Raw genomic sequence first — 24704 nt, forward strand, 5'->3', positions numbered from 1 at the left:
AACGTCATGAAGAGAATGCTTATTTTATGCACTTGCCTTACTTTCTTAGCGAGCTGTGCAGACCGTGAAACAATTGACGAAATTCAAGTAGTCAACTCCATAGGATATGATTATATTCCTCAAAGCAATAAAGTCAAAGGAACCATTTTATACCCTATTTATAAATACGGCCCAACGGAAGAACCAAGTATTATTGCGGCTACTGCTAATTCATCATTTGATATTCCACTTCTTTTAAACAATAAATCATCTCTCCCTGTCGCTTTTGGGCAGCTAAGGAGCATCGTCATGGGAAAAGCATTTGCAACACATGGCGTGGATGAATTAGTGAATACAATTGCTAGAAATCCAGATCTTGGACGTAATATTAAATTAAGTATTGTAGATGGCAACGCACATGAATTATTGAGCTCCGTTACAAAAAAGAAAATTAAAGACTATCAGTTTATCTCTAATTTGATTGAACAAAATATCCGAACAGAAAATTTGCCTAACACCAATTTACAAATTTTTTTATTCAGTTTTTTTAGTGACGACCGCGACCCGTATCTGCCTGTTTTAACGCAGCAAAAAGATGCCATCAAACTAAAGGGCCTGGCGCTGTTTAAAAAACAAAAAGTCGTGACAACGATTGGAATGAAAGAAACGTTTTTATTTAAGCTGCTAACAAGCGGAACAAAGCACGGCCGCTACTCTGTAAAAATTAAAGAAAATGACCGTGAAAGCGAAATTATTCTTCAAAACTTGCGCACTAAAACAAAGTATGAGATTAAAGGAAATCATCAAAATCCAAGTATCGTCGCGCACTTAACTATCGATGGCCTTGTAAGAGAGTTTCCTGGATGGGTGGATTTAACAGATTCCTCTAGTATTAAAATGGTGGAAAAAACGCTCCAAAAAGACATTGAAAAAGATGGGGATGCATTTATTAAGAAACTTCAAAAGCATAAAGTTGATCCTATTTGTTTTACAGATTATGTTCGAAGTAAAACACGCGGGTTTAACAGTGAAGAATTCAAAGCGCAATATCCGGATATGAATATTGAAGTAAAAGCTCGTGTTCATCTTATTCAAACCGGGATTAGCAACTAGGAGGAAGAAAAGATGCATAATACAATTAAAGAAGAAAATCAAGTTTCCCCTTCTTTTCTTTTTTTTCTAGTGCATTCTACGCAAATTGGCGTTGGGATACTAGGATTTCAGCGTCTTATTATTAAAGGAGCTGGTTATGAAGCTTGGATATCCATCATCCTTGCTGCAATTAGCATCTGTATTTTATTAGCGATGGTTTTTAATATATTAACTCGTGAAAACAGCGATATTATCGATATTCACCGGCTGTATTTTGGTAAATATCTTGGAGGAGCTTTAACTCTTGCTGCTTCCATTTATTATTTTATCTTTGCGTTAACAATTTACCGAACGTACGTAGAAATTTTACAAATATGGATGTTTCCACAGCTGGAAACATGGGTTGTATCACTTGTTTACTTACCTATTATATACTATACAGTTTCCGGTGGATTTCGTGTAATTACTGGAATTGCTTTTTTTGGGGTTATGCTTCCCCTGCCGCTCGTACTTGCCTTGATTTACCCGTTAAAGTATGGACAAATTAACAATTTATTTCCCTTGTTTGATCACACGATATGGGAATTTTTAATTTCGGCTAAAGTGATGACCTTTGAGAATTTGGGGTTTGAATCCGTGCTTTTTTTCTATCCTTTTATAAAGAATGGCGCTACTAGCCAAAAATGGGGGCAGCTTGGCGTTTTGTTTAGCACTTTTTTATATTTGTGCACAGCATTAGTATCCTTTGCCTACTTTAGCCAGGGACAGTTAATGCATACGATCTGGCCGACTTTAACAATGGCCAAAATTATTGAAATTCCATTTTTACAGCGTTTTGAATATATTTTAATTGCTCTGTGGCTTTTAGTTGTTCTACCTACTATTGCTGTCAGCGTATGGTGTACAATTCGTGGATTTAGTAAAACATTTAATAAGCCGCCTACAATTTTTCTTATATTAGTTCTTATTGCCCTTCTTGGTTTTTCTATTTTCTTTGATGATCGGGAAACCATCGATCAGCTTAATACACGTTTATCCATGACCGGCTTTTATTTTATTTATGGCTACATCCCTTTCCTTTTTCTCTATAGCCTCATTCGAGCCAAAATAAAACAAAAGAAAGCACAAAAAGAAGAGCGTGAGCCAACTTTAAGTTGAATCACGCTCTTTTTCTCATATTATTTTATTTGTTAAATAAAACAGCGTATTCCCCGTATCCTTCTTTTTCTAAATCTTCCTTCGGAACAAAGCGAAGAGCTGCTGAGTTGATGCAGTAACGCAAGCCGCCTGCATCTTGCGGACCATCATCAAATAAATGACCTAAATGAGAGTTAGCCGTTTTGCTTCGTACTTCTGTACGAACCATATTATGACTAACGTCCATGTTTTCTTTTACTTCATCTTTATTAATCGCTTTTGTAAAAGAAGGCCATCCGCATCCGGCATCATATTTATCAGTTGAACTAAACAACGGCTCTCCTGATACGATATCTACATAAATACCATCTTCTGTATGATCCCAAAATTCATTGCGAAACGGAGGTTCCGTTGCGTCATTTTGAGTAACTTCATACTGAATAGGCGTTAATGTCGTTTTCAGCTGCTCATCGTGTCCAAAGTCTTTCCAGTTTTCTTTAATAAAACGATCACGTCCAGACCCGCGTCGATACATAGCATAGCGGAATTTATTTTTCTTATAGTAACCTTGATGGTATTCTTCCGCTTCATAAAACGGTTTTGCCGGTAGAATTTGTGTAGCAATCGGCTCAGAAAAACGGCCGCTTGCTTCTAATTGTTGCTTCGATTCTTCAGCTAGTTCTTTTTGATGTTCATTGTGGTAAAAGATAGCTGTTCGATACGAGTCGCCTCGATCGGCAAATTGTCCGCCTGCATCCGTTGGATCAATTTGAGGCCAGTATAGTTCCAAAAGCTTTTCATATGGAAAAACTTCTGGGTCAAATGTAATTTGGACCGCTTCATAGTGGCCCGTTGTTTCTGAGCATACTTCTTTGTACGTCGGGTTCTCTTTGTGACCGCCTGTATAGCCAGATACAACTTTTATAATGCCTGGCTGTTCGTCAAATGGCTTCACCATACACCAAAAACAGCCTCCGGCAAAAGTTGCTACTTCATATTGTTCTGTCAAAAAGATGACCTCCTTCATGTGTTCTTTCTATTATTATACGCTGATTTTATGTTCTCACCAACTAACTTGCCTTTTATACTCTTTGCGTTTTAAAACAAAAAAATAATCAGTGAAGCTCATACTCACTGATTATCCTTCCGTATTTAAAGCGCTTTATTTTTGATCGCCTTTAATTTTGTGAAACAGTTTATTCACCGTTTCAATTTCTTTATCTGTAAAGTGCTCAAAACGTTCAAGGAAATAGGCTCGTTTCTTCTCTTGAATAGCATTAAAAATATCCTGTCCTTCCTTGGTCAGTTCAATATCAATAATACGCCGATCGTTTTCAGACCGTTTGCGTGCAATGTAGCCTTTTGATAAAAGCAAGTCGGTTACCGCCGTAATGTGGCTTGCTGAAACCTGAAGATACTTTGATAAATCAGTTGATCGCTGCCTGCCGGAATCAACCAGCATACGAAGCACCATAAATTCATTTGTTGATAGCTCTGAATTGTATACTTCATTAATTTCTTGGCGAAGCTGTCTGAACACAAAGCGAAACAGCGTCTCCATTTCTTGAACGAGCTCTTCTCTTTTTTTCACTTGTCACTCTCCTTAACGCTATCGGATGATAACGAATATGTATTTACGAAAGTATTTCACTTTCTTAACTTAATTAGTTTTATCAAATTACTAAGCGTTTCGTCAACTATTATTGAGATTTTTTTCCACAAATCTGTACGAATTGATGTATTTTTCATAAAATTCCATAAAAAAAGCGATTTACCGTTATGATAAATCGCTGCTAATAGCTAAAAATACCGGTTAAAAAGCTTCTCCATCTTGGAACAGGCTTTTTACCTTTTAAGCTATCTTCACTTTTCAACTGACTTTCAAGTTCCACTACTCGATTTTCTAATTTCGTAATAACTTTATTTAATCGATCGATTTCTGAACGATGCTCTAAAATTTGAAAGGTAACTACTTCTCCCGCTTTTTCTTCTGTACGCTTTTCATTTTCAATCAGCCTTAAAAAAAGCTGATCCAGCTGCTTTTGCATGTCTTGCGTACGTTCATCAGATATAACGACTTCCTCTTTTTCTACTACTTTTTCTACCACTTTGACGACGGCTTGACGATTGCGGTTTTTTTGGAAGTTTCTAAGTGCTTCAACATTTTCTTCTGTAAACTCACAGTGTCCTGATTCATTTCTCTCTAGCTCGATATCCGCCATTTTGACCCATTTTAATACCGTACTTGGATGTATTCCCAGCGACTTTGCCACATCTACCGTTTTCATCGTCATGTTCCATCCCTCCATTTTTTTCATTTACTAGCCATTTCGAGAGAAATCTTTAAATCCCTTCATACGTGACAAAACTAGTATGAATTCGTCAAAGAAAGTGGACGTTCAACAAATGAAGAAAATGATGTCATTATTCCTTAGAAAAACTCGTATAAACCTTCTGCAAAATAACAAAATTCGCCCTGTGAAATCCCCTTGCCGTATCCATTAAAAAAAGCCGCGCGTTCTTTACCTGTAAAGATTCCGTCTTCAAAGCGCACAGCAAGCGCCATATCATAACGAGCATCTCCGCAAGTTCCTCCGCTCCAGTCAATAACAGCTGTTTGAACGAATTTGTAAGCACTCGGGCTTTGAAAGTCCGCCAGTGCCTGTATATTTTTTAATACATAATATTCCTTATATAACCATTTTCTGTACTTTTCCCTTTTTGCCCGCTTTAAAACATATCTCCCTTTAGGGGTATGAAGGATCCCAACATCCGATGTACACCCTTGCTTTGGAAACGTTACTTTTTCGATTTGCTTTACATACTTCTTTATCGAATGAGGAATTTCTTCTACTATAATAGGATACAACTGTTTCACTCTCCTTTCTTTCTACATTCTCTTTTAAGCTCTATTTCCCTACAAAAAGGCTGAGACATAATTAAATCAATTCAATCTAGAGACCGATAAATGGGATATTATGAATCGCTTGTTACGCCGCTGTTGATTTCTGGGCAAGACTTCGCTTTCCGCGGGCGGCCGGTGAGCCTCCGTCTTTCCCTCCAATCAACAGCTAGAAGCATCTACATACATGATAATCATAACAATGAAAAAATCCGAACGAGTTGGATTCTTTATCAAGAACCTCGACTCATCGTTCGGATCTTCCTTCAACTAAACTACTTTTGTCCCAGCCTCTTACCCTTTACCAAGCACCCAGCGGCTTTTGGTAAACATCGTATAACCAATCGTAAATAAAACAACTGTACAAACCGACAAGCTTCCTATTGTATAGGCAAGACTCTGCATGTCATAGACACCGTAGAGAAGCTGTTTCATAAGTGCAAATACGTTATAAATAGGAATTAAGAATCCGCTTGGCTGCAGTTCGTGTACGGACTTTCCCATCAGTAAAAAGTATGGAAGTATCGCTACCATCATAATCTGGGATGTGTAGCTTTGCGCTTCTTTGACCGAACTTGCTAAAAGGCTAAGAATACATAATACCATAGCTCCTAGAAGCGCTAGTAAAGTAAGACTAACTAAAAATGAGAAAATAAAGGTTGTAAAATGCCCCTTAAGCTGCAGTGCATTATTTAATACCGTTGTTAAATAACGCACAGACAAAACAAAGGCCAATGTCGACAAAAGGCCGCTTATGATACCGAATGTAGAGATAGTCAGCCATTTCCCAACCAATAATTGAGTTCTTTTGACAGGAGACATCAATAAAGCTTCCATCGTCTTTCGTTCTTTTTCACCTGCAAAGATATCATTTGCAGAAGGAAGAATACCACCTAAAACGCCCATAATGATAATCATTGGAGCAAACATCGCAATCATAGTTAAAGAGCCATCATCTTCCTTAGACACTCCTTTTTCAACCACATTAAACGGAGCAATCGTTTGACTATTGACATTTAATTGACCTAAACGTTCATTAACTATAGCTTCTCGATGTTTATTCAATATATTTTGTATATAATCCGCCGTAGCGCCTGAGTTCATACTGGATGAATCAATATAAACAGTAACTTCTGGCGATTTCATGTTACGCATTTCTGAAGAAAAATCACCTGGTATCTTTAACGCCGCTAACGCTTTCCCTTGTTCTACAGCGCTGAGTGGATTTTTACTTTCAATTACTTTAATGTTGTCATCGTTTTTTAACCAGTCGATCACACTGGCATCAGAATTCTTTGTAACAGCTACAGACATGGAATCTGTTTGATCCCTAGCCATCATTTTGTCGGCAAAAAAGATAATCCCTACATTTAATAAAATTGGAATCAACACGCTAAAGATAATCGTTTTACGATCTCGCAAACAATCAATTAACTCTTTTTTATAAATATGCCAAATCATATTAAGCCCCCCTCACGATACGCGACATAAAGATGTAGTTTAAATCTGTGCTTTCCTCTTCTTTATAAAGCTGTTCATTTGTTCCTTGATAAATCATTTTCCCTTTATGAATCATGATGATAGACTGACACAGCATCTCCACTTCTTCCATAATGTGACTGGAAAAAATAATCGTTTTTCCTTCCCTTTGCAGACTTTTAATAAGCTCACGAAACATGTTTGCCGATGTAATATCTAATCCTGTAGTCGGCTCATCAAATAGGATAACGTCCGGGTTATGGAGAATAGTGCGTGCAATGGCTACTTTTTGACGCATTCCTTTTGAAAAGCCTCCGACGCGGCGATCCAAGTAGTCTTTCATTCCAAAACGTTTGGCCAGTTCCTCAACCCTTATCTTTGTTTCATGTTTGCTCATGCCATAAAACTTGGCAAAATAAGCTAAGTTTTCACGAGCGGTCAAACGGTCGTATAAGCCTGTTTCACCGCCAAAAAGCACGCCAATTCTTTGTTTTATTTTATCGGGCTGTTTATGAATGTTAATTCCGTGAATGAACATATTACCTTCCGATGGTTCAAGTACAGTCGACAGCATACGTAAAAGAGTTGTTTTCCCCGCTCCATTTTCACCTAATAGCCCTACAATTTCTCCTTGTGCGATGGTTACATGAATATCTTGAACAGCTGCAATTGTTTGCTTTTTCTCTTTAAAATATTTCGTAACACCTTTGATTTCAATCATATCCGCTCTCCCCTTTTACTGTGATTGACTATATCTTAGCTTATTTTTCATACAGCATCTTCCATCTTGTCATAAAGAGGGTTTTTTATGTCGCGAAACGTCCTTTCTATCTTGCAAATCATGGTAAAATAGTGTGGTAATATCCAATAGAATGAAACAAAGAGGGTTTTTATTTATGAAGGTAGGATTAGTGGACGATCATTCATATGATTTAGAGAAATTGAGGATTTCTTTAGAAAGAGAAGATGATATAGACATACTTTTTTCGACTAGCAGCGCAGAGGAAGCTTATAACAAAATTAAAAAAAATGAAATTGATTTATTAATTACAGATATTGAAATGCCAAAGCTATCAGGTTATGAGCTTGCAGACTTTATCAATGCTTACGCACTTGATATTCAAGTCATCTTTGTCACTGGGCACAGCGGCTTTGCCGTTCATGCATTTGAACTCAACGTTTTAGACTACATTATGAAGCCTTATTCTAAAGAGCGTCTGTTAAAAGGCATTCAGCGTTTTCATCAAAAAAAACAATTAACTGACACAAGAGATAAGCTTATTTTAAAACAAAAAACCGAAATGCAGGTGCTGAACAAACAAGATATTATATTTGCAGAACGAACGGGTCGCTCTACCACAATCATAACGACAAATGGAGAGTTTAGTACCTATCAATCATTAAACGAAATTGAAAAAGAATTAACAGCGAGTCATTTTCTAAGGTCTCATCGAGCTTTTATCGTCAACATTTCCTATATTCAAAATTTCTCCCTGTATACTAAGCACTCCTACTCAGTGATGTTTCAAAGCACCGAAAAAACAGCTTTAATCACGAAAACAAATTTAGACATCTTGCAAAAAGAATACTTTTAAAGGAGGAACTATCTAAAATGAAACTATTTTACACACTAGTTTTACTAACTGTTTTCGTGCTCCTCTTTTTTAAAGACCTGCCTGTTAGTTTACATCTCCTACTTAGTTCTTTTATAATTGGTTCATTTTTTATATGGAGAAAGAAATATCAAACGGCTCCTTTAATAAATATAAAAAAAGCAATCGTAATCACGTCTTTTTTCCTGCTTTTATTTAGCCTATCTTCACCTTTTAGTATTGGCCTAACCGTTATCGCAATGATTGGTTACATGACCGACATGTTTTCTTCTTATCAACAATACATATTTGTAACCAACCGGGAAAGCAGTGCTTCGCGTGAAATTCAAAAGAACAATGAGCTTTTTCAAGCGTTAAGGGCTGAAAGACATGATTTTATCAAACATGTCAGTGCCGTATCCTATCTTCTAGAAACAAATCAAAGACAACAGGCACAAGAGTACATTCAAGATTACGTTGAAGCTTTGAATGATACCCATTCATATATTCAAGGTGAACATTCGCACGTCGCTTCTGTTGTACATCAATGCAAGAATCAAGCACATACGTGGGGAATACATATGAATGTTCAATTAGATTCACCGTTATCACAGCTGCCTTTAAAGCACCTTGACCAAATGAATCTCATCATGAATTTACTGCATAATGCTTTAGAAGCCGCTCATTCTTCTGAGAAAAAAGAGATAACTGTTTCGAGTATGATTCGAAGTGGCATTTACATTGTAGAAGTCAGCAATTCTACCGCTCCTTTATCACGAGAGCGTCAAGATCACTTGTTTACTTCTTTTCATGTTACAGAAAAGAAAGAACGCCACGAAGGCCTTGGCACGTGGATCATTTCTGAACTTGTTTCCAACTACCACGGACGCTTGGAATATACGTATCACGATTTAACTCTTTCCATTAAAATAAAATTTCCGATAGTCGTTGCCTCAAAACAAGCAACATAGCCGCTGTAGCCCAAGCGGCTTTTTTTCGTATGAGCCTCTTCGATACGCACACACTATAAAAAGCACCGAAAATAAGAAATATTTCACACTTGTTTTAGCTCTTTTATCGTCACTTTTTTAGTTTTTGATTTTTTATATGCAAATCTATTGCATTTCAAGTAAAAAACGAATATTATATATCATGTTGCTTTTAATGTTCGTTATTTTTGGAGGTTACTTATGTTTAAGTTAAAAGAATATAACACGGATGCTAAAACGGAGATTTTAGCTGGTATTACAACGTTTTTAACCATGATTTATATCGTCATTGTGAACCCAGTTATTTTGTCCAGCGCCGGCGTTCCTTTTGATCAAGTATTTACAGCTACTATTATTTCAGCAGTCGTAGCTACGCTATGGATGGCTCTTGCAGCTAACTATCCAATCGCTATTGCTCCCGGTATGGGAATGAATGCATACTTTGCTGCTTTAGTTGTTGGTTCAAATGGAAGCATCGACTATGCTACTGCTTTTTCAGCTGTATTCGTAGCGGGTATTATCTTTATCATCCTATCGTTAACATCGTTTCGTGAAAAATTAATTGAAGCTATTCCAAACAATTTAAAGCACGCGATTAGTGCTGGTATCGGTTTATTTATTGCTTTTATCGGGCTTCGTTCAGCCGGTATTATTGTTGCAAATAAATCAAATTTAATTGGACTTGGTGATTTGCAGTCTGAAAAAGTAGTTTTAACACTGATTGGACTTGCGATTACAATCATTTTATATACGCTAAATGTAAACGGCGCTTTATTCTTCGGTATGATTATTACGGGATTAATTGCTTTCTTTAGAGGACAGCTTTCATTTGATAAAGGTTTGTTTGCTTCTCCTCACCTTCCAGACGGCTTAATGATTTCAAATCCTTTTGCTGCTTTTGGAGATGTTATTCATCATGATTTGTACACAGTTGTTTTTTCTTTCTTACTTGTTACAATTTTTGATACAACAGGTACAATGGTAGGAGTAGCTCAACAGGCCGGCCTTATGAAAGGTAATAAGATGCCTCGCGTACGTCAAGCATTGCTTGCTGACTCATTTGGTACAACGATTGGAGCTTTATTTGGTACAAGCCCAACAACGGCTTACGTTGAATCTTCATCTGGTGTAGCAGCAGGCGGACGTACAGGTCTAACGGGTGTGACGGTAGCCATTTTATTTATTGTTGCAGCGTTCTTTAGTCCGGTTGTAAGCTCGGTTTCTGGCGTAGCAGCTATTACTTCACCTGCATTAATTATTGTCGGAAGCTTGATGATGGGCGCTGTAGCTAAAATTAATTGGAATGACTTTGATGAAGCGTTCCCTGCCTTTTTAGTTGTTCTAGCGATGCCTCTTACATCAAGTATTGCAACAGGAATTGCGCTTGGCTTCATTTCTTATCCGTTAATGAAGCTGGTAAAAGGAAAAGGCAAACAAGTCCATCCGCTTGTGTATGTCTTTGCTGTTTTATTTCTCTATCAGCTCATCTTTTTACCGCATTAAAAAAGCTTGGAGATTCGTCTCCAAGCTTTTTTTATTGAAAGTGATTGTTATTTTCTTTTGTTTGATAAAGATAATTTTCCACATAGATTTGTTCTGCATCAGAAGCATTCTTTATTCCTTCTTCTGGATCTAACTCAATACTTCTCTTTTTAGCTATATAATCCACTAGCGCCCCAAACCCTAAAAGACCGCCTATGATCCCAGCAAATACAATCCATATTGGCAATCGCTTCACGTCCTTTTTCTTTTAATTGTATCATCCTCAGCACAACAGGTAAATATTAACATAGTTATCCATTTGTAAATAAAACGCTTTTTACCAAATATACGTAAAAAACTTCTTTGTATTTGGTATACTAAACTCACGGCATGTTCTACAGAGAAAGGGGCTTAATTGCATATGAACAAACAGCTTGGAACGTTAATGTTTGTTATTTTTATGGTATTTGTCGGCTTTGGAGTGATCATCCCCATCGTACCTGAAGTTATTCGTGCCACGGGTGCAAGCACGGTCAATTTAGGAATACTAATGGCTAGCTATTCGATCGCATCTTTTATTACTGCACCTTTTTGGGGGAAGCTTTCCGATATAAAAGGCCGGCGTCCCATATTACTTTGGGGCTTACTCGGCTTCAGCGCAAGCTTTTTTCTTTTTTCGGTGGCAGAAAACTCTCTGACTTTAATGTATACGTCGCGCATCATCGGAGGTTTGTTCGCAGGAGCTGTTATTCCTTGTGCTTTTGCATATGCTTCTGATAGTACAGATGAAGAAAACCGCACGAAAGCAATGGGACTGTTAGGAATGTCGATTGGCTTAGGCTTTATTTTTGGACCGGCATTAGGCGGCGTCCTTTCATCTTTCGGCTTGTTTGTTCCCTTCGTTATCTCTGGTATCTTGTCACTGATTATGACAGCGTTCTCATTCTTTACGTTAAAAGAATCTTTACGAAAAGAATCTGCTGCCAAAGTACAGACATCGAGATGGCATGACTTCACGTCAGATTTTCAAGGAGCTATGAAGTATTTATATGTTCTTTCATTTTTAGCGACTTTTACGCTCGCTGGTTTAGAAGCTACTTTTCAATTTTTTCAAATAGCGAAAATTAATGCTACTCCTACGACAATCGGATGGATGTTTATGGCGAGCGGTTTAACTCAAGCGCTGATTCAAGGCGGTGTGCTGCAGCGATTTAAAAAAGGAAATGAAAAAAAGCTGATGGCCATTGGCTTATTGGTTTCAGCAATAGGATTTACGTCTATTTTGTTATCTTCTAGTGCCGTTAATGCTACCTTATTTTTGTGCATATTTACAGCAGGAAATGCCCTTATTCGTCCTTGTGTCCTCTCATTAATTACGATGAGAACCAAAGTAGGATATGGCTCTGCTTCGGGGCTAACCGCCTCAATGGATAGCTTAGGGCGTATTTTTGGCCCTCTGCTTGGTGCATTTGCCTTTAAACTCAATATGACGCTGCCTTTTATTATCGGAGCAGTTGTCACTTTAGCTGCTTTACTGCTGATTCAGCGCCATACAGCTCTAGATTATTCTGAGCAAACACTCTCATCGTAGAGGCTGGGACAACATTATTTTAGTTGAAAGAAGATCCGAACGATGAATCGAGATTCTGGATGGAGAATCCAATACGTTCGGATTTTTTTATTGTTATGAGTATACTAGCTGTGTTGATTGGAGAGCAAGGCGGAGACTCCTGCGGGATAAGCGGAATCGACGAGGAGGCTCAGCGGCCGCCCGCGGAAAGCGAAGTCTTGCACGAAAATCAGCAGCCGATTCCTACTAGCGCATGTAGCTCATTTGTTGGTCTTTGGATTAATTTAGCGATGTCTCAACCTCTTTTCATCGTTACTAACACAAGATTATCAGCAGCTGCAGTACGTTTTATAATTGAAAACCGATGAGCTTCGTATAGCTTAATCGCAGGTGTATTTTTTTCGGCTGTAGACACGATACATTCACATTCAGAATATCTTTGAAGTACATGTGTTAAAAGACGGCTTCCGATTCCCTTTCGAAAGTCCCGAGGACGCACAACGAGGCGGCAAATCGTTAATCGCTCATTTTCTTTTTCAAACGACAGCACTCCTGCTAGCTTACCTTCAATCATTTCTCCGATAAACACTTCCTTGCTTTTCATAATATCTTCTTTGCTTTCTGTAAGCTGAGGAATATCTGAAAAACCAATGAGCCTTGCTTCTTCTTGATAAGCTTCTACTTGCACAGCTACTATTTGAAGAGCGATATCCACTCTTTGATGTTCGAGGATTTGAAGCATGAAAACCACTCCATTTCTTTCACAAATTTAGACAAATTCCATGTTTTCACTATATCCAAACGCCTTCCTTGTACATATTGTATTATGTACTGAATTAGCCAGGAGGTGTTTATATGCATATCAATGCTGAAAGAATTAGAGAAGCAACAGAAGCGATTGCTTCTACTGAGCTTGAAACATTTATGTACCAAGAGCCAACTGCTCGTCACAGATGCTCTCGTCGTCGTTCTACTCGCCGCACTACTCGCCGTTCTACTCGTTCTACTCGCCGCACTACTCGCACTACTCGCCGTTCTACCCGCCGTTCTACTCGTCGTTCTACTCGCCGTTCTACCCGTCGTTCTACTCGCCGTTCTACCCGTCGTTCTACTCGCCGTTCTACCCGTCGTTCTACTCGCCGTTCTACTCGTCGTTCTAGCCGTCGCCGCTGTCGCTGCGGTTCACCTTGCTGCTCATATCCATGGTTTAATAAATCATTTGGCTGCTGCTTTAAAGGGCATAGCTGTCGTCGCTAAATAAATCTATAGCAAGTCGAGTTTAAAACATACGCGGCTTGCTTTTTTTAAGATTTTTATTTTATATAATCATTCGTTTTACTCTTCTAAAAAAAGAAAACAACGTATAATAATGGGAAAGAATCTCTCTTAAAAGGAGGCCTATCCATGCACTTATCTTTTGATCATCTTGTTCATTTTTCACCTGATCCTATTAAAGCTCAGAAAGAACTAAACGAATACGGAATAAATGTCGTTAAAGGCGGCATCCATGAAAAATGGGGCACTTTTAACACGTTGGCTTATTTTAACCTCAGCTATATTGAATGGATTGGGCTTAGAGATATCGCGTTAGCTCAAACTGTTACAGATAATGACCTTATTCAGCAACTTGTTAACGAACATACACCGGTTGGTCATTTTGGTCGATTTGCATTCCGTACAGATGATATGGATTTGCTAATAAAAGAGCTAGAAAGCAAGAATGTCACTGTAAAAGGTCCTGTAGCGGGTTCTCGTCAAACCAATGATGGAGAAAGACTTCAATGGAAAATGTGTTTTATTGAAGCTGACCACGATTCCCTGCCTCTTCCTTTTTTTATTGAATGGGGTGAACCAGAAGAAAAACGCAAGCCAAAGCTAGCGGCTCTTTCTTCTCACCAAGCTGGTCAGCTGCAGCTGAAAAATATTTACTGTGCTGTACATAACCTCGAAGAATCCATCAGCAAGTGGACGAAACTGCTGGACATTCAGTCTGCTGAAAGCTACAAAGACTCTTTACTTGATGCACGTTGTCAAAAACTATATGTCAATGGAGGAAACCTTATTTTTTGCAGCGGAACACAAGGTGTTGTCCATGATACATTAAAAAAAGTTGGAGAGCGTCCATTTTTGGTTGAATTAGATCACGCTCTAACACCGCAACAAATTACCGTACAAGGAGCTTCTTTTAAATTCAACAAATAAACATCCGCGGACGGATGTTTATTTGTGTGCTTCCTTTATAGCTTGATAAATGAAATGAGGCAAAATTTCAAAGGAATACTGAACGTCTAATCTTTCGGTCCATTGATGCGCATCTCTTCCCAGCGGTCCAATGTTCAGCACCGGCATCTTCAGCTCCTCTAGCTCTTCTAGCGGGATATGATACCCTTTATTCCATAGCGGCATATTTGCTACCAACGTGTTAAATGTATGGAGCGGATGCTGCAGGCTGGCATAGCTTAAATCCGAAATTCCGCCAAAATAACTTTGTTCAACTAGCTCCACTTGGAATTGCTCTTTGGCAATTGCCTGTACGTTTGACAAAATCTCTTGTACAAACGGATCATCATGTGAACAAACGGCCGGATAAAAAGGCGGCGTAAAAAATAAGACCATCGCCGGAGCTGCTTCTTTACATAAACCAGCTAAAGAGTTTACTAATTTAATGGTTTTATTTCTGTCATCATCCTCTTGTGCCAAAAGTGCTGCTTCCATTTCTTGCACATATTTTTCACCGTGCTGTTTGACTGCAAGAGTATAAAGTTCTTCATACGTCCATACGTTCACGTCAAGAGATGAACCCTCCATTCCCGCAGCGTACTGCCTAGCGGCTTTATTATAGTGTTTTTTCACATTCAAAGCCGCTTTGTCAGCCGATTTCAACAGCAGATCTGTTACTTCTTTAAGAGAGCGGTTTAACATAAATAAATTAAATAATACAACCGCAGAGTGCGGAACTTGAACTGAATACTCTTCTTTTAAATCTTTTTGTATCAGCACCGTAGGAGGCGGACTCGTTTCTTCTCTTACTTTTTCGCAAAAATCAACGTTTAATTCTATTTCTTTTGTTAAATAAGAAGCTATTAAATTAGCATTTAAACCAGCTAGCGGTTCCCCTACATGAGTTTCTTTTCCATAACACAAAAAGCTTGGCATGATCTTCCCAATCGACCCTGAGTACACATAGTTCGTTTGATCTCCAGGGTAGCGGCTGAACACTGGTTCTGCATTTAGCATGAGAGAAAAATCCAGCTGATGTTTGCGGGCAAGTTCTAAAAGAACAGGCACTGCTTTTCTCATCCCAAGCGAATTTACTTCTTCATCCGGCACCGACAGCAGCAGGATGTTTCCGTCAAACTCTCCGTTGCATGCTCGTTCAACCATACTGATATGCAGGGCAATGCCTGCTTTCATGTCCATCGTTCCTCTGCCAAAAAGCCAGTCTCCTTTTATCATATCCTTTTGTACGTGCGCCGGAACTTGTTCCATATGGCTATAAAAAGTACTCGTTAATGTATCAGCGTGAAAAGCATCCTTTTTCCACTGTCCATAATCTTGTACATCCACTACATCGTAATGACTTACTAGTACAACTGTTTTATTCGTATTTTTCCCTTGAACAAAAGCTGTAACAATCGATCGCCCGTCTCCTGTTGAATGAAGCTCGACTTGCTCGTTTTTTTGAAAGTAAGGCAGCTTCAATAAATAAGATGCTATCGCTTCAGCCATTTCCACTTCTGCCATCGTTCCTGTCACGCTAGGTATAGAAACCAATTCGCTTACAAGTTTTTTTAACTGTTCTTTTGTTTGATACAAAGATGTTTTGTTCGACATACCCTTCATCTCTTTCCTTTTTCTAAATTTTCTATCAAACAAAACCATTCGTCAATCCCTTTGACAGAGACTCTTTCATTCTATCCCTATGTATCATAGTATGGCGCTGCCTTTACGCACATGATAAAAAAAGAGTGCGCGGCTAGGGATAGCACCGCACACTCTTTTTTTACTTTTCGTCATCTTCTAAAAAATCTAGGATACGATCAATAAGCTGTTCGCTTCCTGCATCGTTTCCATGTTCAAGAGACATTTCCATTTCAATGCTCCTTTCATAAAATATTCTTGTTTTATAACATACCACAATTCATTTCGAATGTAACCTTTAATTTGTGTAAAAATTTCGACAATTTATGATTAATTTTAAAACCTATTGAGTATTGATTATACCCACCAGATTCTTTGCTTGTCAAAAACCATGCTTTCTATTTAAAAATACTTAAAAAATAGAGGCGCGAGCAGACTTCTTCTATAAAAGACAGCCTACTCGCTCAAGCTTGGAACAGCATGATGAATAAATTTCTAGTTCATTTGCTTTTTGTACATCTTTAATATCTATGCCTACAGCATATGTACGAACATGGTTTTCGACCACAATTTCATAAAATGTTTCTAATTCCCGATAAGCTACTTGATAATGCTTTCCTAATAATTTCACTGCTTCCTTTAATGCTTTCTCTCCTGTATGTGCTGCAACTGCTGTATGACTCATAAAACCCTCTCCTTTTAGAAAAATAAAAAAACTCATTTTGCTTTGATGCAAAATGAGTTTTTCACCCGTTTTATCACCCAAAGCACATGCTTTGCTGGTAGGAGCACCTTACATTCGTAGGTTGCTGTGGAGTCAAAGAGCCAGATCTCTCGTCCACTCGTGATAACTTTTTTAATTTAAAATTTATTTTATCAAACAATTCCATCCCCGTAAATAGAAAAATAAAAATATTTTAATTTTTTCGGCAATGGAATGAATTCAAAAAATGAAAGCTTAGATTAGCAAAATAAGAAGCTGCTACAAGTAATGCCTCTTCCTTTAATGAAAAAGAAGGATGGTGCCATTCATATTCTCCAGCTGTACCCATCCATACAAAAAATCCTGGTACATGCTGCTGATATACGGCAAAATCTTCTCCTCCAGGCGATTGTTCAGCTTCTACGACTTGATAACTAAGATCCTCTGCCGCTTTAGTAACTAGTTTTTCCAGCGTATCATCATTGTTTACTACAGGAAGATATGGATACCATTTAACGTCTACTGAAGCCCCGAAAGCTGCGCCAATCCCTTCAACAGTTCGTTTCATAAGAGCCGGTATTTTTTCTCTCGCTTCTTCTTGAAAGGTACGCACAGTTCCTTCAAGCGTTACTTTGTCAGGAATGACGTTCCACGAGCTCCCTCCATGGATTTGAGTTATGCTGACAACAACATTTTGAAAGGGGCTGAGATTACGGCTGACAATGGTTTGTAAACTAGTAACAATTTGACCAGCAGCAGCAATCGGATCTATTGTTTTTTCAGGAATACCCGCGTGACCTCCTACTCCTTTGACGTCAATTTCAAAACGATCAACACTTGCCATTAAAGGTCCCGGTTTGATACCAATGGTTCCTACAGGAAGATCCGGTTTGTTATGCATCCCAAATATCGCTTCCACTCCTTCGAGCACACCTTTTTCAACTAGCATTTTTGCCCCAGAAGCCGTTTCTTCGGCTGGCTGAAAGATAAATCGAACCGTACCGCAAAGCTCCTGCTGACGCTCTTTAAGAAGGATAGCTGCTCCGATTATAGAAGCCGTATGAAAATCATGGCCGCATGCGTGCATAACACCGTTCACTTCAGAAGCAAATGGCAGATTGGTTTTTTCTTCAATTGGCAGCGCATCAATATCAGCTCGAATAGCGATAATAGGTCCCGGCTTTCCTCCCACAATTTCTGCTACTGCTCCTACGTCTAATTGGAATTCATCCACTATAGAAATATCATAGTGTTTTAACCACTTTTTAATACGTTTAGTTGTTTCATATTCTTTCATTGAAAGTTCTGGAAACCGGTGCAGCTCACGGCGTATGTCTATTAGCTCGTTTAGTAGTAATTGATCGGTCATATTTATCACTCTTTCACATTTCTTAATTTGGATCACTTCTCTATCTTTTACGACAAATAGTGTACCTCATTGAATTTTTTATAAAGAAATACGGTCGTATAACCTTCTGCAAGGTGCTTTTCTTTAGCTTGAACATATCCTTTTCGTTCATACATCTCAACTAACCAAGGATGTTCTTTTGCTGTTCCTAAAGACACACCTGGTGATTTAAACGTATTTTTTATTACCTCTTCCTCTACTAGATGCAGCAGCTTAGAACCAACGCCTTTCCTGGCAAACGACGGGTCCACTGCAAACCACCAAAGATGCGGAACAGCAAACGGACCTGGATGTTCTCCCCAAGGCATTCGTATAGATACAGTTGCAGCGATTCTTTTATCTTCTTCATATACATAGCAAAGGTTTTGAGAAATATTTTTCTTAACAAGGGTAAGATCAGCAGTAGCTGCTAAGAAAGGAATGCCTCGCTCTCGAATAGGCTTATATGCTTGTAGAGTTAAGTTCAATAAGTTATCTGCGTCGTCAGTTGTTGCCAAACGGAATTCATTTTTCATCTCTTCGCCTCCTTATGTAGTGTTTAAATATTTTATTTAACTTATAAGTTTACTAAGAATTAAAAAAGACAGACTGCCGCCTTGCGTACTCACTATACAACTGCTTTTATAACGTGTCAATTCTATTTATCGTTTTCTATAAAGGGTATAAATAAAACAAAAGAGATTGATACATAACTAAATCACTCCAAGCTGAAGACGAACAAATGGGATACATGAGCTGGACTGCTTGTTACACCGCTGTTGATTTCAGTGCAAGACTTCGCTTTCCGCGGGCGGCGGCTGAGCCTCCTCGTCATTTATGCTCCTGTGGGGTCCCACCTCTTCCGCATTCCCGCAGGAGTCTTCATCTTGCCCTCCAACCAACAGTTAGAAGCACCTACATACATGAAACCTATGCCCAAGATAGATAACCATGAAAAGATCTGAACGAAGTTGGATTCTCAATCAAGAAGCTCGATTCATCGTTCGGACCTTCCTTCAACGAAAATACTTTTTTCACAGCCTCATTACGTATATAACAAGATCGACTTCAGGACTCACTTACCGTAGCTTTTAAAGTAGCTGCCAGCACCACAAGTTCTTCTATAGATGCTAACTCCTCCTGTGAAGCCGCAGCTACTTCTTCAGCATAAGCAGCTGCTTGTTTAGCAACCTCTGAAAGGCCCATGACAGACTCCATTACCTTGAAAGAATACCCATCAATCTCTCCTGTTGCCTTTGTCATTTTGTTCATTTGTTCTTGAGCAGCAAAGACATCCTCCATGATTGTGGAAAATTGTTCAGTTACATCTTCGACAGTGGCAATACCAAGTGTGACTTCTTCTGTATTGACTTCCATGTTTTGATAAGCCTGCTTTGCCTGGGCTTCAATTTCTTTTAACAGATGACTGATTTGTATAGCGGACGTTTTAGATTCTTCCGCTAGCTTACGTACTTCCCCTGCTACTACAGCAAAACCTTTTCCATGTTCCCCAGCTCTTGCAGCTTCAATAGCAGCATTAAGTGCAAGAAGATTTGTTTGTTCAGCAATTCTTGTAATCGTGTCAATAATTCGTCCAATCTCTGTAGAACGATCTTCGAGTCCCTTTACTTCACTGGTGGATATCTTAACTGATTCATAGATTTTATTCATTTGGTTCGTCACCTCTTTCACCGAAACATTTCCAGTGGAAGCATGTTCAGAGGCTCTGTTCATCGATTGTTGTACCTTTGAAGAATGATCAGTCATTTTCTGAAGCAGCTTGGCCATATCCCCCATAGCTTGCTCGGTTTCAACCACATTTAGCAACTGCTTATCAGAACCCGCTGCAATTTCTTGAATAGACATCGTAACTTCTGTCACAGCTGTTTTTGTTTCCTCCATGCTTATAAGCAATTGCTCTGAGGAATGACTGACCGTGCTCTTTGTTTTACTTATTTTCTGACGCAGCATTCTCATGTGAGTCATCATTTCATTAAATGAAGATATGAGTGTACTAATCTCATTTTTCCCTTTCAAAGGAACAACATCTACAGATAAATCACCGTTTGAAATCCCTTTCATTGTTTTTGATAAATTTTCAACCGCAATTATGTAGCGACGTATGATAAAATAGAACACGGTAGTTGTAAAAGAAACAAACAGAAATGTAATCACTAGCGTAATCGAAGCTGCTTGCTCTTGTTTCACAATAAGATAATAATTTGTTACTTCAATTACAGTAGATGTTATGGCCACCATGGCTGCAATCATACATAGCATTTTCATGCGTAAACTTTGAAAAGCTTTTTTCATTTTTTCATCCCCTATACAATCTAAAGACATAGAATGTCTAATCTATATTAGTAGTATCGGCATATTTTTATATTTTTTTGTAAAAACTAAAGAAGAATTGAAACAATTATTATTAGCGCTTTTCCACTAAATATTGGAATACATATCATTCTGCAAGGCGCTGCAACAGCAGTTGATAACTGTCTGATTATTCTTTCATTTGACCAAACTCTACCTTTGCTTATAAAATGAAGATTTGTAGAAAGGAGTACGAAAAATTTTATGTATACGTATCAAACAGGCAATCAAACAATTGACTACAAAATTGAAGTCGTTCCAAATAGAACCGATATCACGGTGCAAATTTGTGACAAAGAAGGGGTAAAAGTTATTATCCCAAGAGGTCTTAATGAAAACAATGTGCGTTCAATCATCGCACGCAAAGCAACATGGATTTTAAAACAACTAAACGGTTCACAGCCAGCTGAGGAAAAGCCAGCTGCTCCAAAGAAAGAAGCAGTAAAAAAAGAAACAGCTAAAAAAGAGGCTCCTAAAGCAGCAGCTTCTGCAGCTAAAACTGGTTCTTTTGAAGAGGGAGACAAATTCCCTTACCTAGGACGTCAATACCGCTTAAACATCGTTCGTGGAGATGTAGCAAAGGCTGAAATGACATTCCGTGCAAAATTCATTGCTACAGTACCTCAAAGCTGGAACGAGCAGCAAACAAATGAAGGTATTGAACAACTATTAACAGAATGGTACCAAGGCCGCGCAGGTGAAAAATTCCAAGAAGCTTTGAAATCTGTTAAAAAAGCAGCAGACAATGCTCCTGAATCTGTTAAGTGGGACGAGTTAGGTGAAGAATACGCTACGACTCAAGATAATACAATCGTATTAAACTGGCGTTTGCTAAAAGCTCCTCTTGCAACAATTGAATATGTCATTGCTTCTCAATTTACAAATGCAGATGAGTTATTCGAAGATGCAGCTGAACGCAAACAGTGGTTAAGCGATAACACCCTAAACGCATTTTAAGTTTATACATAAAAAAAGCACGCGGCGAACGCGTGCTTTTTTTATTTGGATAGAAGTACTCGAATAATCTCACTGCTCAAAAATTAGTTAACCTGATAGGTTCATTCAAGAGCAGTTTATAAACAAATATATAATATACATGTTTAAAGTTTTATTAATCTAATTTTAAAAGCAGTAAGTAAGACTAAACTGATTCTATAAAAAACTGCTTTCTATCCTTTTAATACTCTAAACGCTTCTCTTACTTTTCGTGCAAAATCTAACGGTGGCTCTACGGATTCAAAATGCATATACATTGCTCTCGGCTCTTCAAATAGCCAATGGTTGTGAACGGCCGTAACCTTAATATCTCTTTTTCTAAGCTCCGTTAATAATGGATTTACCTCTTCTTGCAAAAGCACGGTTTCACCTAGATTTAGCGCTCTTCCTTTGCTATCTAAATCTTCAAAAGTGAAAAATTGAGGAGTAACTAATGGAGAGCGTGTTGGACGCCCTAAAATTTTAAAACGAATCGTCCGAAACTTTTGTACCAAACAAACGCTATTTTCATCTAAACTGCCTTATCCACCTAGAATTCTCGCAAACTCCTGATCCTGACATAGACTCTTTTTATTTTCCCAACTCATTATGCTGACTTCCTCTCTTATAATAACTTGTCCTTCCTTAATAAATATATGTGAAAGTTATCAAGTAGAAACGGCAAACACATAGGAAAACTACCCATTTTATAAATCCTGATTATCAAAAGTCATATTTATTTTTCTTTGTTCATATCAATAGCATGTATTTTTGAATTTAACTAAAAAGAGAAATTCAGATGCTCATTTAAAGAATTTACTTAAACAGTTTTTTTAAATTGAATTTGTAGGGGGAAGTAAAATGAAAAAAATAGGCAAAGATGATTTTATTTCAGGGTTTGTTCCTCATCATAATCATGGCTCAGTGGACTACACTTCTGTTGCGTCAGGACATGTCCATCAGTGCCTCGATGTAACGTCTCCTCCAATTCAAAGCGAGGATGGAAGCCACATTCACTATACAGAAGGCTATGTTGTTTTTGAAGACGGACATACACATCATTACAAAGCCTACTCTGGTCCCGCTATTCCCATTGGCAACGGTATGCACGTTCACTATTATGACTTTTATACCAGCGAAGACAACCAGCATCGACATCATGTCAAAGGTGTAGACCACCCTGCTCCGGGCGATAGATAATGAAATAATTTAATGCACTTAAGACAAAGTCTCAGCTTCTGTACTGATTTATATCTTGTGTTTATATACCCCTTTATTAAAAGTGAGACCTTTAATAGATAAAGGTCTCTTTGTACATATATGAGTTAAATGCAAGTCTCTCCCTCTGCTTAAGCAAAAAAGGATACGCGAGCTCTTTATTCCAAAAATTCGACATACCAGGTCTTTGCACATGTCAAAGTTTCTACACCAATCGATATATTGTGTTTTAAAAGAAAGATATATATAATCAAGAAAATGTTTGATTTTGTTTAAATGTGGATACGTATACCTATAAGCAAGATAGCAAACACTTAAGATGAGTGGTCACGCTATAAAAGTTGTAATGACCATGTAAAGAAAGGAAGTGCAGCTTATGAAAGGACAGAGCTTTTTTATTTTAGGACTTATATTTGCTCTTATCATTGCTGTTTTAGCGGTAATTAACAACGATCCGGTACAATTTAACTATGTATTTGGTTCACAAAAATGGCCTCTTATTTTAATTATCTTAACAACGGCCGTGTTTGGAGGAGTTGTTGCTGCTTCATTGAGCTTTGTAAAAATTGTTCAACTAAGAGGACAAGTGAAGCAGAAAAACAAGCGAATTGCTGAACTTGAAGAAGACATCAAGCAGCATAAGCCTGTTGAGCCTGTTGTGGAAGAAGAACCAAATCAACCAGCTACTCGAACTGAGCGCGCTCAGTTATAATAAAGAAGAGCCGTTATTCTCTAGAATAACGGCTTTTTTCATTTTTTGTTCCCTCACGCATATTTTTGGCATACACGCATAAACAGATAGATATGGAAAACTTTAGTTCTGAGTGGTACAATCAACACTGTTATATCTCTATGAAAAACTTAAATTGACAGTCTTACCGTTAAGAAGGTGTTCATCCATTATGGTCAATAAAAAAATAAAGCGTGAAATTCTTACATACACAAGCGTCATCCTCGGCACCGTTTTGCTTTCTGTTGTTGTTCAGCACTATTGGTTTCAGCCCTACACTGTAAAAGGCGATTCGATGAAGCCTATTTTACACGAAGGCAATCGAATTATTATTAACAAACACAGCAAGCTGGAGCGCTTTGACATTGTCGTTTTACAAGCTCCCTATAGCAGTGATTTTCTAGTAAAGCGTATTGTGGGCTTACCAGGAGAAACGGTGGAATACAAAGATGATGTTCTGTATATAAATAACAAAGTCAAAAAAGAGCCGCATCTTCATAAATATTTATCCAAAGTACCCGCTTACGAGCGATTTACTGAAAACTTTTCAACTTACGAACTGTCTCCAGACGGCACGATACCGGATGGATACGTATTAGTGCTAGGTGACAACAGACGCATTAGCCGAGATGGCAGGCATTTCGGCCTCACTCCGATTTCTTCGATCATGGGAGAAGTCAATATGAAATACTGGCCTTTAAAGGAAATGACTTTTATGCATTAACACAAAAAAAGAAAGCTCGAAAGTGAGCTTTCTTTTTATTTTGGATTTTCCTTGTTTTCTACATGCTGTTCTTCAGCAAATTCTGTGTCATATGCTAGTTTTCGCTTAAAAGCGGGACGCGTTCTTGCTGTATGTTTCGTTTCAATATGGTTGAATAAGTAGCGGTGAACAAAAACCTCAGCGAATGTAATAATAGCTGCAGAAATAATACTTCCCCAAGCAATTTGAACGTAGCTGTCTAATAACAATGTGCCAAAAATCCATACGCTCATATAGGTTAGAACAAATTCAACAATAATGGCATCACGGTTGCCCACTCGAGGCAGTACAATTCGATCCACTACTAAATATGTCACAACTGTCGTTAGCAAGCTAAAGGAAATAATGTCTCCGATGGTTGCATCAAAAAACAAATCAAGGCCTATACCAAACGCAATAAGTGCCGCTGCAAATTTAATGAGCAATAATGTTGCATGATTCATATTTGAACCCTCCTTTTTCTATTTAATTTGAA

Annotated in this window: 27 protein-coding genes, 2 pseudogenes and 1 riboswitch; of the genes and pseudogenes, 13 read left to right on the forward strand and 16 right to left on the reverse strand. The window is 38.1% G+C overall.

What is annotated here, in order from left to right:
- Nucleotides 1-6: 6 nt before the first annotated feature.
- Entirely contained in the window at nt 7-1092 is a 1086-nt protein-coding gene (locus LAV82_RS08765; RefSeq protein WP_075420697.1) for a Ger(x)C family spore germination protein, read from the forward strand.
- A 12-nt stretch (nt 1093-1104) separates the two neighbouring features.
- Nucleotides 1105-2229: a GerAB/ArcD/ProY family transporter gene (locus LAV82_RS08770; RefSeq protein ID WP_075420698.1), complete on the forward strand. Its 1125-nt coding sequence runs from the start codon at nt 1105-1107 to the stop codon at nt 2227-2229.
- Between the two features lie 25 nt (nt 2230-2254).
- Here LAV82_RS08770 and msrB read toward each other — a convergent pair whose 3' ends face one another.
- The 7 genes and pseudogenes from msrB to LAV82_RS08805 all read right to left on the reverse strand — a co-directional run bounded on the left by msrB (nt 2255) and on the right by LAV82_RS08805 (nt 7310).
- Nucleotides 2255-2710 (reverse strand): peptide-methionine (R)-S-oxide reductase MsrB, encoded by a 456-nt coding sequence (gene msrB, locus LAV82_RS08775; RefSeq protein WP_499716131.1) that lies wholly within the window; start codon nt 2708-2710, stop codon nt 2255-2257.
- Nucleotides 2696-3235: pseudogene (gene msrA / locus LAV82_RS08780) on the reverse strand (peptide-methionine (S)-S-oxide reductase MsrA); the annotation flags it as partial. The gene msrB and the pseudogene msrA, both read right to left, overlap by 15 nt.
- 135 nt (nt 3236-3370) lie before the next feature.
- Nucleotides 3371-3799 (reverse strand): MarR family winged helix-turn-helix transcriptional regulator, encoded by a 429-nt coding sequence (locus tag LAV82_RS08785; RefSeq protein WP_013082191.1) that lies wholly within the window; start codon nt 3797-3799, stop codon nt 3371-3373.
- Between the two features lie 202 nt (nt 3800-4001).
- On the reverse strand, nt 4002-4502 hold the full coding sequence (locus tag LAV82_RS08790) for a MerR family transcriptional regulator (RefSeq protein WP_013055922.1): 501 nt from the start codon (nt 4500-4502) through the stop codon (nt 4002-4004).
- Between the two features lie 137 nt (nt 4503-4639).
- A complete protein-coding gene (locus LAV82_RS08795) occupies nt 4640-5086 on the reverse strand; it encodes an aminoglycoside phosphotransferase family protein (RefSeq protein WP_236658123.1) in 447 nt (148 codons plus the stop codon).
- Between the two features lie 318 nt (nt 5087-5404).
- Complete coding sequence (locus LAV82_RS08800) at nt 5405-6571, reverse strand: ABC transporter permease (protein WP_053487001.1); 1167 nt, start codon at nt 6569-6571, stop codon at nt 5405-5407.
- A 1-nt stretch (nt 6572) separates the two neighbouring features.
- The gene (locus tag LAV82_RS08805; protein ID WP_013055919.1) at nt 6573-7310 is read right to left on the reverse strand and encodes an ABC transporter ATP-binding protein; all 738 of its coding nucleotides are present in this window, start codon (nt 7308-7310) and stop codon (nt 6573-6575) included.
- 175 nt (nt 7311-7485) lie between these two features.
- On the opposite strand from LAV82_RS08805, the gene LAV82_RS08810 reads away from it, so the two are divergent.
- From LAV82_RS08810 to LAV82_RS08820, 3 genes are all read left to right on the forward strand, one after another.
- Complete coding sequence (locus LAV82_RS08810) at nt 7486-8184, forward strand: LytR/AlgR family response regulator transcription factor (protein WP_499715902.1); 699 nt, start codon at nt 7486-7488, stop codon at nt 8182-8184.
- A gap of 17 nt (nt 8185-8201) precedes the next feature.
- Entirely contained in the window at nt 8202-9152 is a 951-nt protein-coding gene (locus LAV82_RS08815; RefSeq protein WP_211078197.1) for a sensor histidine kinase, read from the forward strand.
- A 219-nt stretch (nt 9153-9371) separates the two neighbouring features.
- A complete protein-coding gene (locus LAV82_RS08820; RefSeq protein ID WP_013055916.1) occupies nt 9372-10673 on the forward strand; it encodes an NCS2 family permease in 1302 nt (433 codons plus the stop codon).
- Between the two features lie 31 nt (nt 10674-10704).
- Here LAV82_RS08820 and LAV82_RS08825 read toward each other — a convergent pair whose 3' ends face one another.
- Nucleotides 10705-10899 carry a hypothetical protein gene (locus LAV82_RS08825; RefSeq protein WP_013082184.1) on the reverse strand — a complete coding sequence of 65 codons (195 nt, stop codon included), beginning with the start codon at nt 10897-10899 and terminating at the stop codon, nt 10705-10707.
- A 174-nt stretch (nt 10900-11073) separates the two neighbouring features.
- Between LAV82_RS08825 and LAV82_RS08830 the strand changes: the two genes are divergently transcribed.
- Together LAV82_RS08830 and LAV82_RS08835 are read left to right on the forward strand one after the other, a co-directional pair.
- Nucleotides 11074-12243: an MFS transporter gene (locus LAV82_RS08830; protein ID WP_013055914.1), complete on the forward strand. Its 1170-nt coding sequence runs from the start codon at nt 11074-11076 to the stop codon at nt 12241-12243.
- Between the two features lie 59 nt (nt 12244-12302).
- A complete protein-coding gene (locus LAV82_RS08835) occupies nt 12303-12590 on the forward strand; it encodes a hypothetical protein (protein WP_499715904.1) in 288 nt (95 codons plus the stop codon).
- Here LAV82_RS08835 and LAV82_RS08840 read toward each other — a convergent pair.
- A complete protein-coding gene (locus LAV82_RS08840; RefSeq protein ID WP_053486997.1) occupies nt 12518-12964 on the reverse strand; it encodes a GNAT family N-acetyltransferase in 447 nt (148 codons plus the stop codon). The two genes, LAV82_RS08835 and LAV82_RS08840, sit on opposite strands and share 73 nt — an antisense overlap.
- 113 nt (nt 12965-13077) lie before the next feature.
- Between LAV82_RS08840 and LAV82_RS08845 the strand changes: the two genes are divergently transcribed.
- Both LAV82_RS08845 and LAV82_RS08850 read left to right on the forward strand, forming a co-directional pair.
- On the forward strand, nt 13078-13479 hold the full coding sequence (locus LAV82_RS08845; RefSeq protein WP_499715906.1) for a CotG/ExsB N-terminal domain-containing protein: 402 nt from the start codon (nt 13078-13080) through the stop codon (nt 13477-13479).
- 147 nt (nt 13480-13626) lie between these two features.
- A complete protein-coding gene (locus tag LAV82_RS08850; RefSeq protein ID WP_211078201.1) occupies nt 13627-14424 on the forward strand; it encodes a VOC family protein in 798 nt (265 codons plus the stop codon).
- 18 nt (nt 14425-14442) lie between these two features.
- Here the strand turns inward: LAV82_RS08850 and LAV82_RS08855 are convergent, their stop codons facing one another.
- From LAV82_RS08855 to LAV82_RS08875, 5 genes are all read right to left on the reverse strand, one after another.
- Nucleotides 14443-16056 (reverse strand): M20/M25/M40 family metallo-hydrolase, encoded by a 1614-nt coding sequence (locus LAV82_RS08855; RefSeq protein WP_499715907.1) that lies wholly within the window; start codon nt 16054-16056, stop codon nt 14443-14445.
- Between the two features lie 469 nt (nt 16057-16525).
- A complete protein-coding gene (locus LAV82_RS08860) occupies nt 16526-16768 on the reverse strand; it encodes a hypothetical protein (protein ID WP_028414204.1) in 243 nt (80 codons plus the stop codon).
- 67 nt (nt 16769-16835) lie between these two features.
- A riboswitch (SAM riboswitch) is annotated at nt 16836-16937 on the reverse strand.
- A gap of 63 nt (nt 16938-17000) precedes the next feature.
- A complete protein-coding gene (locus LAV82_RS08865) occupies nt 17001-18155 on the reverse strand; it encodes a M20 peptidase aminoacylase family protein (protein WP_499715908.1) in 1155 nt (384 codons plus the stop codon).
- Nucleotides 18156-18202: 47 nt separating this feature from the next.
- On the reverse strand, nt 18203-18709 hold the full coding sequence (locus LAV82_RS08870; protein WP_499715909.1) for a GNAT family N-acetyltransferase: 507 nt from the start codon (nt 18707-18709) through the stop codon (nt 18203-18205).
- 532 nt (nt 18710-19241) lie between these two features.
- Complete coding sequence (locus tag LAV82_RS08875) at nt 19242-20516, reverse strand: methyl-accepting chemotaxis protein (RefSeq protein ID WP_499715910.1); 1275 nt, start codon at nt 20514-20516, stop codon at nt 19242-19244.
- Nucleotides 20517-20747: 231 nt separating this feature from the next.
- Between LAV82_RS08875 and LAV82_RS08880 the strand changes: the two genes are divergently transcribed.
- Nucleotides 20748-21500 carry a M48 family metallopeptidase gene (locus LAV82_RS08880; RefSeq protein WP_211078206.1) on the forward strand — a complete coding sequence of 251 codons (753 nt, stop codon included), beginning with the start codon at nt 20748-20750 and terminating at the stop codon, nt 21498-21500.
- Nucleotides 21501-21712: 212 nt separating this feature from the next.
- Here LAV82_RS08880 and LAV82_RS08885 read toward each other — a convergent pair.
- Nucleotides 21713-22126, reverse strand: a pseudogene (locus tag LAV82_RS08885) (DUF1259 domain-containing protein).
- Nucleotides 22127-22379: 253 nt separating this feature from the next.
- Between LAV82_RS08885 and LAV82_RS08890 the strand changes: the two are divergent.
- From LAV82_RS08890 to lepB, 3 genes are all read left to right on the forward strand, one after another.
- The gene (locus LAV82_RS08890) at nt 22380-22718 is read left to right on the forward strand and encodes a YmaF family protein (protein ID WP_013055902.1); all 339 of its coding nucleotides are present in this window, start codon (nt 22380-22382) and stop codon (nt 22716-22718) included.
- Nucleotides 22719-23112: 394 nt separating this feature from the next.
- The gene (locus tag LAV82_RS08895; RefSeq protein ID WP_013055901.1) at nt 23113-23448 is read left to right on the forward strand and encodes a LapA family protein; all 336 of its coding nucleotides are present in this window, start codon (nt 23113-23115) and stop codon (nt 23446-23448) included.
- Nucleotides 23449-23638: 190 nt separating this feature from the next.
- Nucleotides 23639-24190 (forward strand): signal peptidase I, encoded by a 552-nt coding sequence (gene lepB / locus LAV82_RS08900; RefSeq protein WP_013055900.1) that lies wholly within the window; start codon nt 23639-23641, stop codon nt 24188-24190.
- 35 nt (nt 24191-24225) lie between these two features.
- Here the strand turns inward: lepB and LAV82_RS08905 are convergent, their stop codons facing one another.
- On the reverse strand, nt 24226-24672 hold the full coding sequence (locus tag LAV82_RS08905; protein ID WP_016763336.1) for a YndM family protein: 447 nt from the start codon (nt 24670-24672) through the stop codon (nt 24226-24228).
- Nucleotides 24673-24704 lie beyond the last annotated feature (32 nt).

This window comes from Bacillus sp. ILBB4 (genome assembly GCF_035064545.1).
GTDB lineage: Bacteria > Bacillota > Bacilli > Bacillales > Bacillaceae_H > Priestia.

What these genes read in the sequence shown, in the direction of transcription:
- LAV82_RS08770 (WP_075420698.1), top strand. Translation starts at nt 1,105, where the DNA reads ATGCATAATACAATTAAAGAAGAAAATCAAGTTTCCCCTTCTTTTCTT.
- LAV82_RS08875 (WP_499715910.1), bottom strand. Translation starts at nt 20,516, where the DNA reads ATGTCTTTAGATTGTATAGGGGATGAAAAAATGAAAAAAGCTTTTCAA.
- LAV82_RS08805 (WP_013055919.1), bottom strand. Translation starts at nt 7,310, where the DNA reads ATGATTGAAATCAAAGGTGTTACGAAATATTTTAAAGAGAAAAAGCAA.
- LAV82_RS08840 (WP_053486997.1), bottom strand. Translation starts at nt 12,964, where the DNA reads ATGCTTCAAATCCTCGAACATCAAAGAGTGGATATCGCTCTTCAAATA.
- LAV82_RS08835 (WP_499715904.1), top strand. Translation starts at nt 12,303, where the DNA reads ATGGAGAATCCAATACGTTCGGATTTTTTTATTGTTATGAGTATACTA.
- LAV82_RS08895 (WP_013055901.1), top strand. Translation starts at nt 23,113, where the DNA reads ATGAAAGGACAGAGCTTTTTTATTTTAGGACTTATATTTGCTCTTATC.
- LAV82_RS08905 (WP_016763336.1), bottom strand. Translation starts at nt 24,672, where the DNA reads ATGAATCATGCAACATTATTGCTCATTAAATTTGCAGCGGCACTTATT.
- LAV82_RS08850 (WP_211078201.1), top strand. Translation starts at nt 13,627, where the DNA reads ATGCACTTATCTTTTGATCATCTTGTTCATTTTTCACCTGATCCTATT.
- LAV82_RS08870 (WP_499715909.1), bottom strand. Translation starts at nt 18,709, where the DNA reads ATGAAAAATGAATTCCGTTTGGCAACAACTGACGACGCAGATAACTTA.
- LAV82_RS08765 (WP_075420697.1), top strand. Translation starts at nt 7, where the DNA reads ATGAAGAGAATGCTTATTTTATGCACTTGCCTTACTTTCTTAGCGAGC.
- LAV82_RS08845 (WP_499715906.1), top strand. Translation starts at nt 13,078, where the DNA reads ATGCATATCAATGCTGAAAGAATTAGAGAAGCAACAGAAGCGATTGCT.
- LAV82_RS08890 (WP_013055902.1), top strand. Translation starts at nt 22,380, where the DNA reads ATGAAAAAAATAGGCAAAGATGATTTTATTTCAGGGTTTGTTCCTCAT.
- LAV82_RS08830 (WP_013055914.1), top strand. Translation starts at nt 11,074, where the DNA reads ATGAACAAACAGCTTGGAACGTTAATGTTTGTTATTTTTATGGTATTT.
- LAV82_RS08820 (WP_013055916.1), top strand. Translation starts at nt 9,372, where the DNA reads ATGTTTAAGTTAAAAGAATATAACACGGATGCTAAAACGGAGATTTTA.
- LAV82_RS08880 (WP_211078206.1), top strand. Translation starts at nt 20,748, where the DNA reads ATGTATACGTATCAAACAGGCAATCAAACAATTGACTACAAAATTGAA.
- LAV82_RS08815 (WP_211078197.1), top strand. Translation starts at nt 8,202, where the DNA reads ATGAAACTATTTTACACACTAGTTTTACTAACTGTTTTCGTGCTCCTC.
- LAV82_RS08800 (WP_053487001.1), bottom strand. Translation starts at nt 6,571, where the DNA reads ATGATTTGGCATATTTATAAAAAAGAGTTAATTGATTGTTTGCGAGAT.
- LAV82_RS08860 (WP_028414204.1), bottom strand. Translation starts at nt 16,768, where the DNA reads ATGAGTCATACAGCAGTTGCAGCACATACAGGAGAGAAAGCATTAAAG.
- LAV82_RS08865 (WP_499715908.1), bottom strand. Translation starts at nt 18,155, where the DNA reads ATGACCGATCAATTACTACTAAACGAGCTAATAGACATACGCCGTGAG.
- LAV82_RS08790 (WP_013055922.1), bottom strand. Translation starts at nt 4,502, where the DNA reads ATGACGATGAAAACGGTAGATGTGGCAAAGTCGCTGGGAATACATCCA.
- LAV82_RS08855 (WP_499715907.1), bottom strand. Translation starts at nt 16,056, where the DNA reads ATGTCGAACAAAACATCTTTGTATCAAACAAAAGAACAGTTAAAAAAA.
- lepB (WP_013055900.1), top strand. Translation starts at nt 23,639, where the DNA reads ATGGTCAATAAAAAAATAAAGCGTGAAATTCTTACATACACAAGCGTC.
- LAV82_RS08810 (WP_499715902.1), top strand. Translation starts at nt 7,486, where the DNA reads ATGAAGGTAGGATTAGTGGACGATCATTCATATGATTTAGAGAAATTG.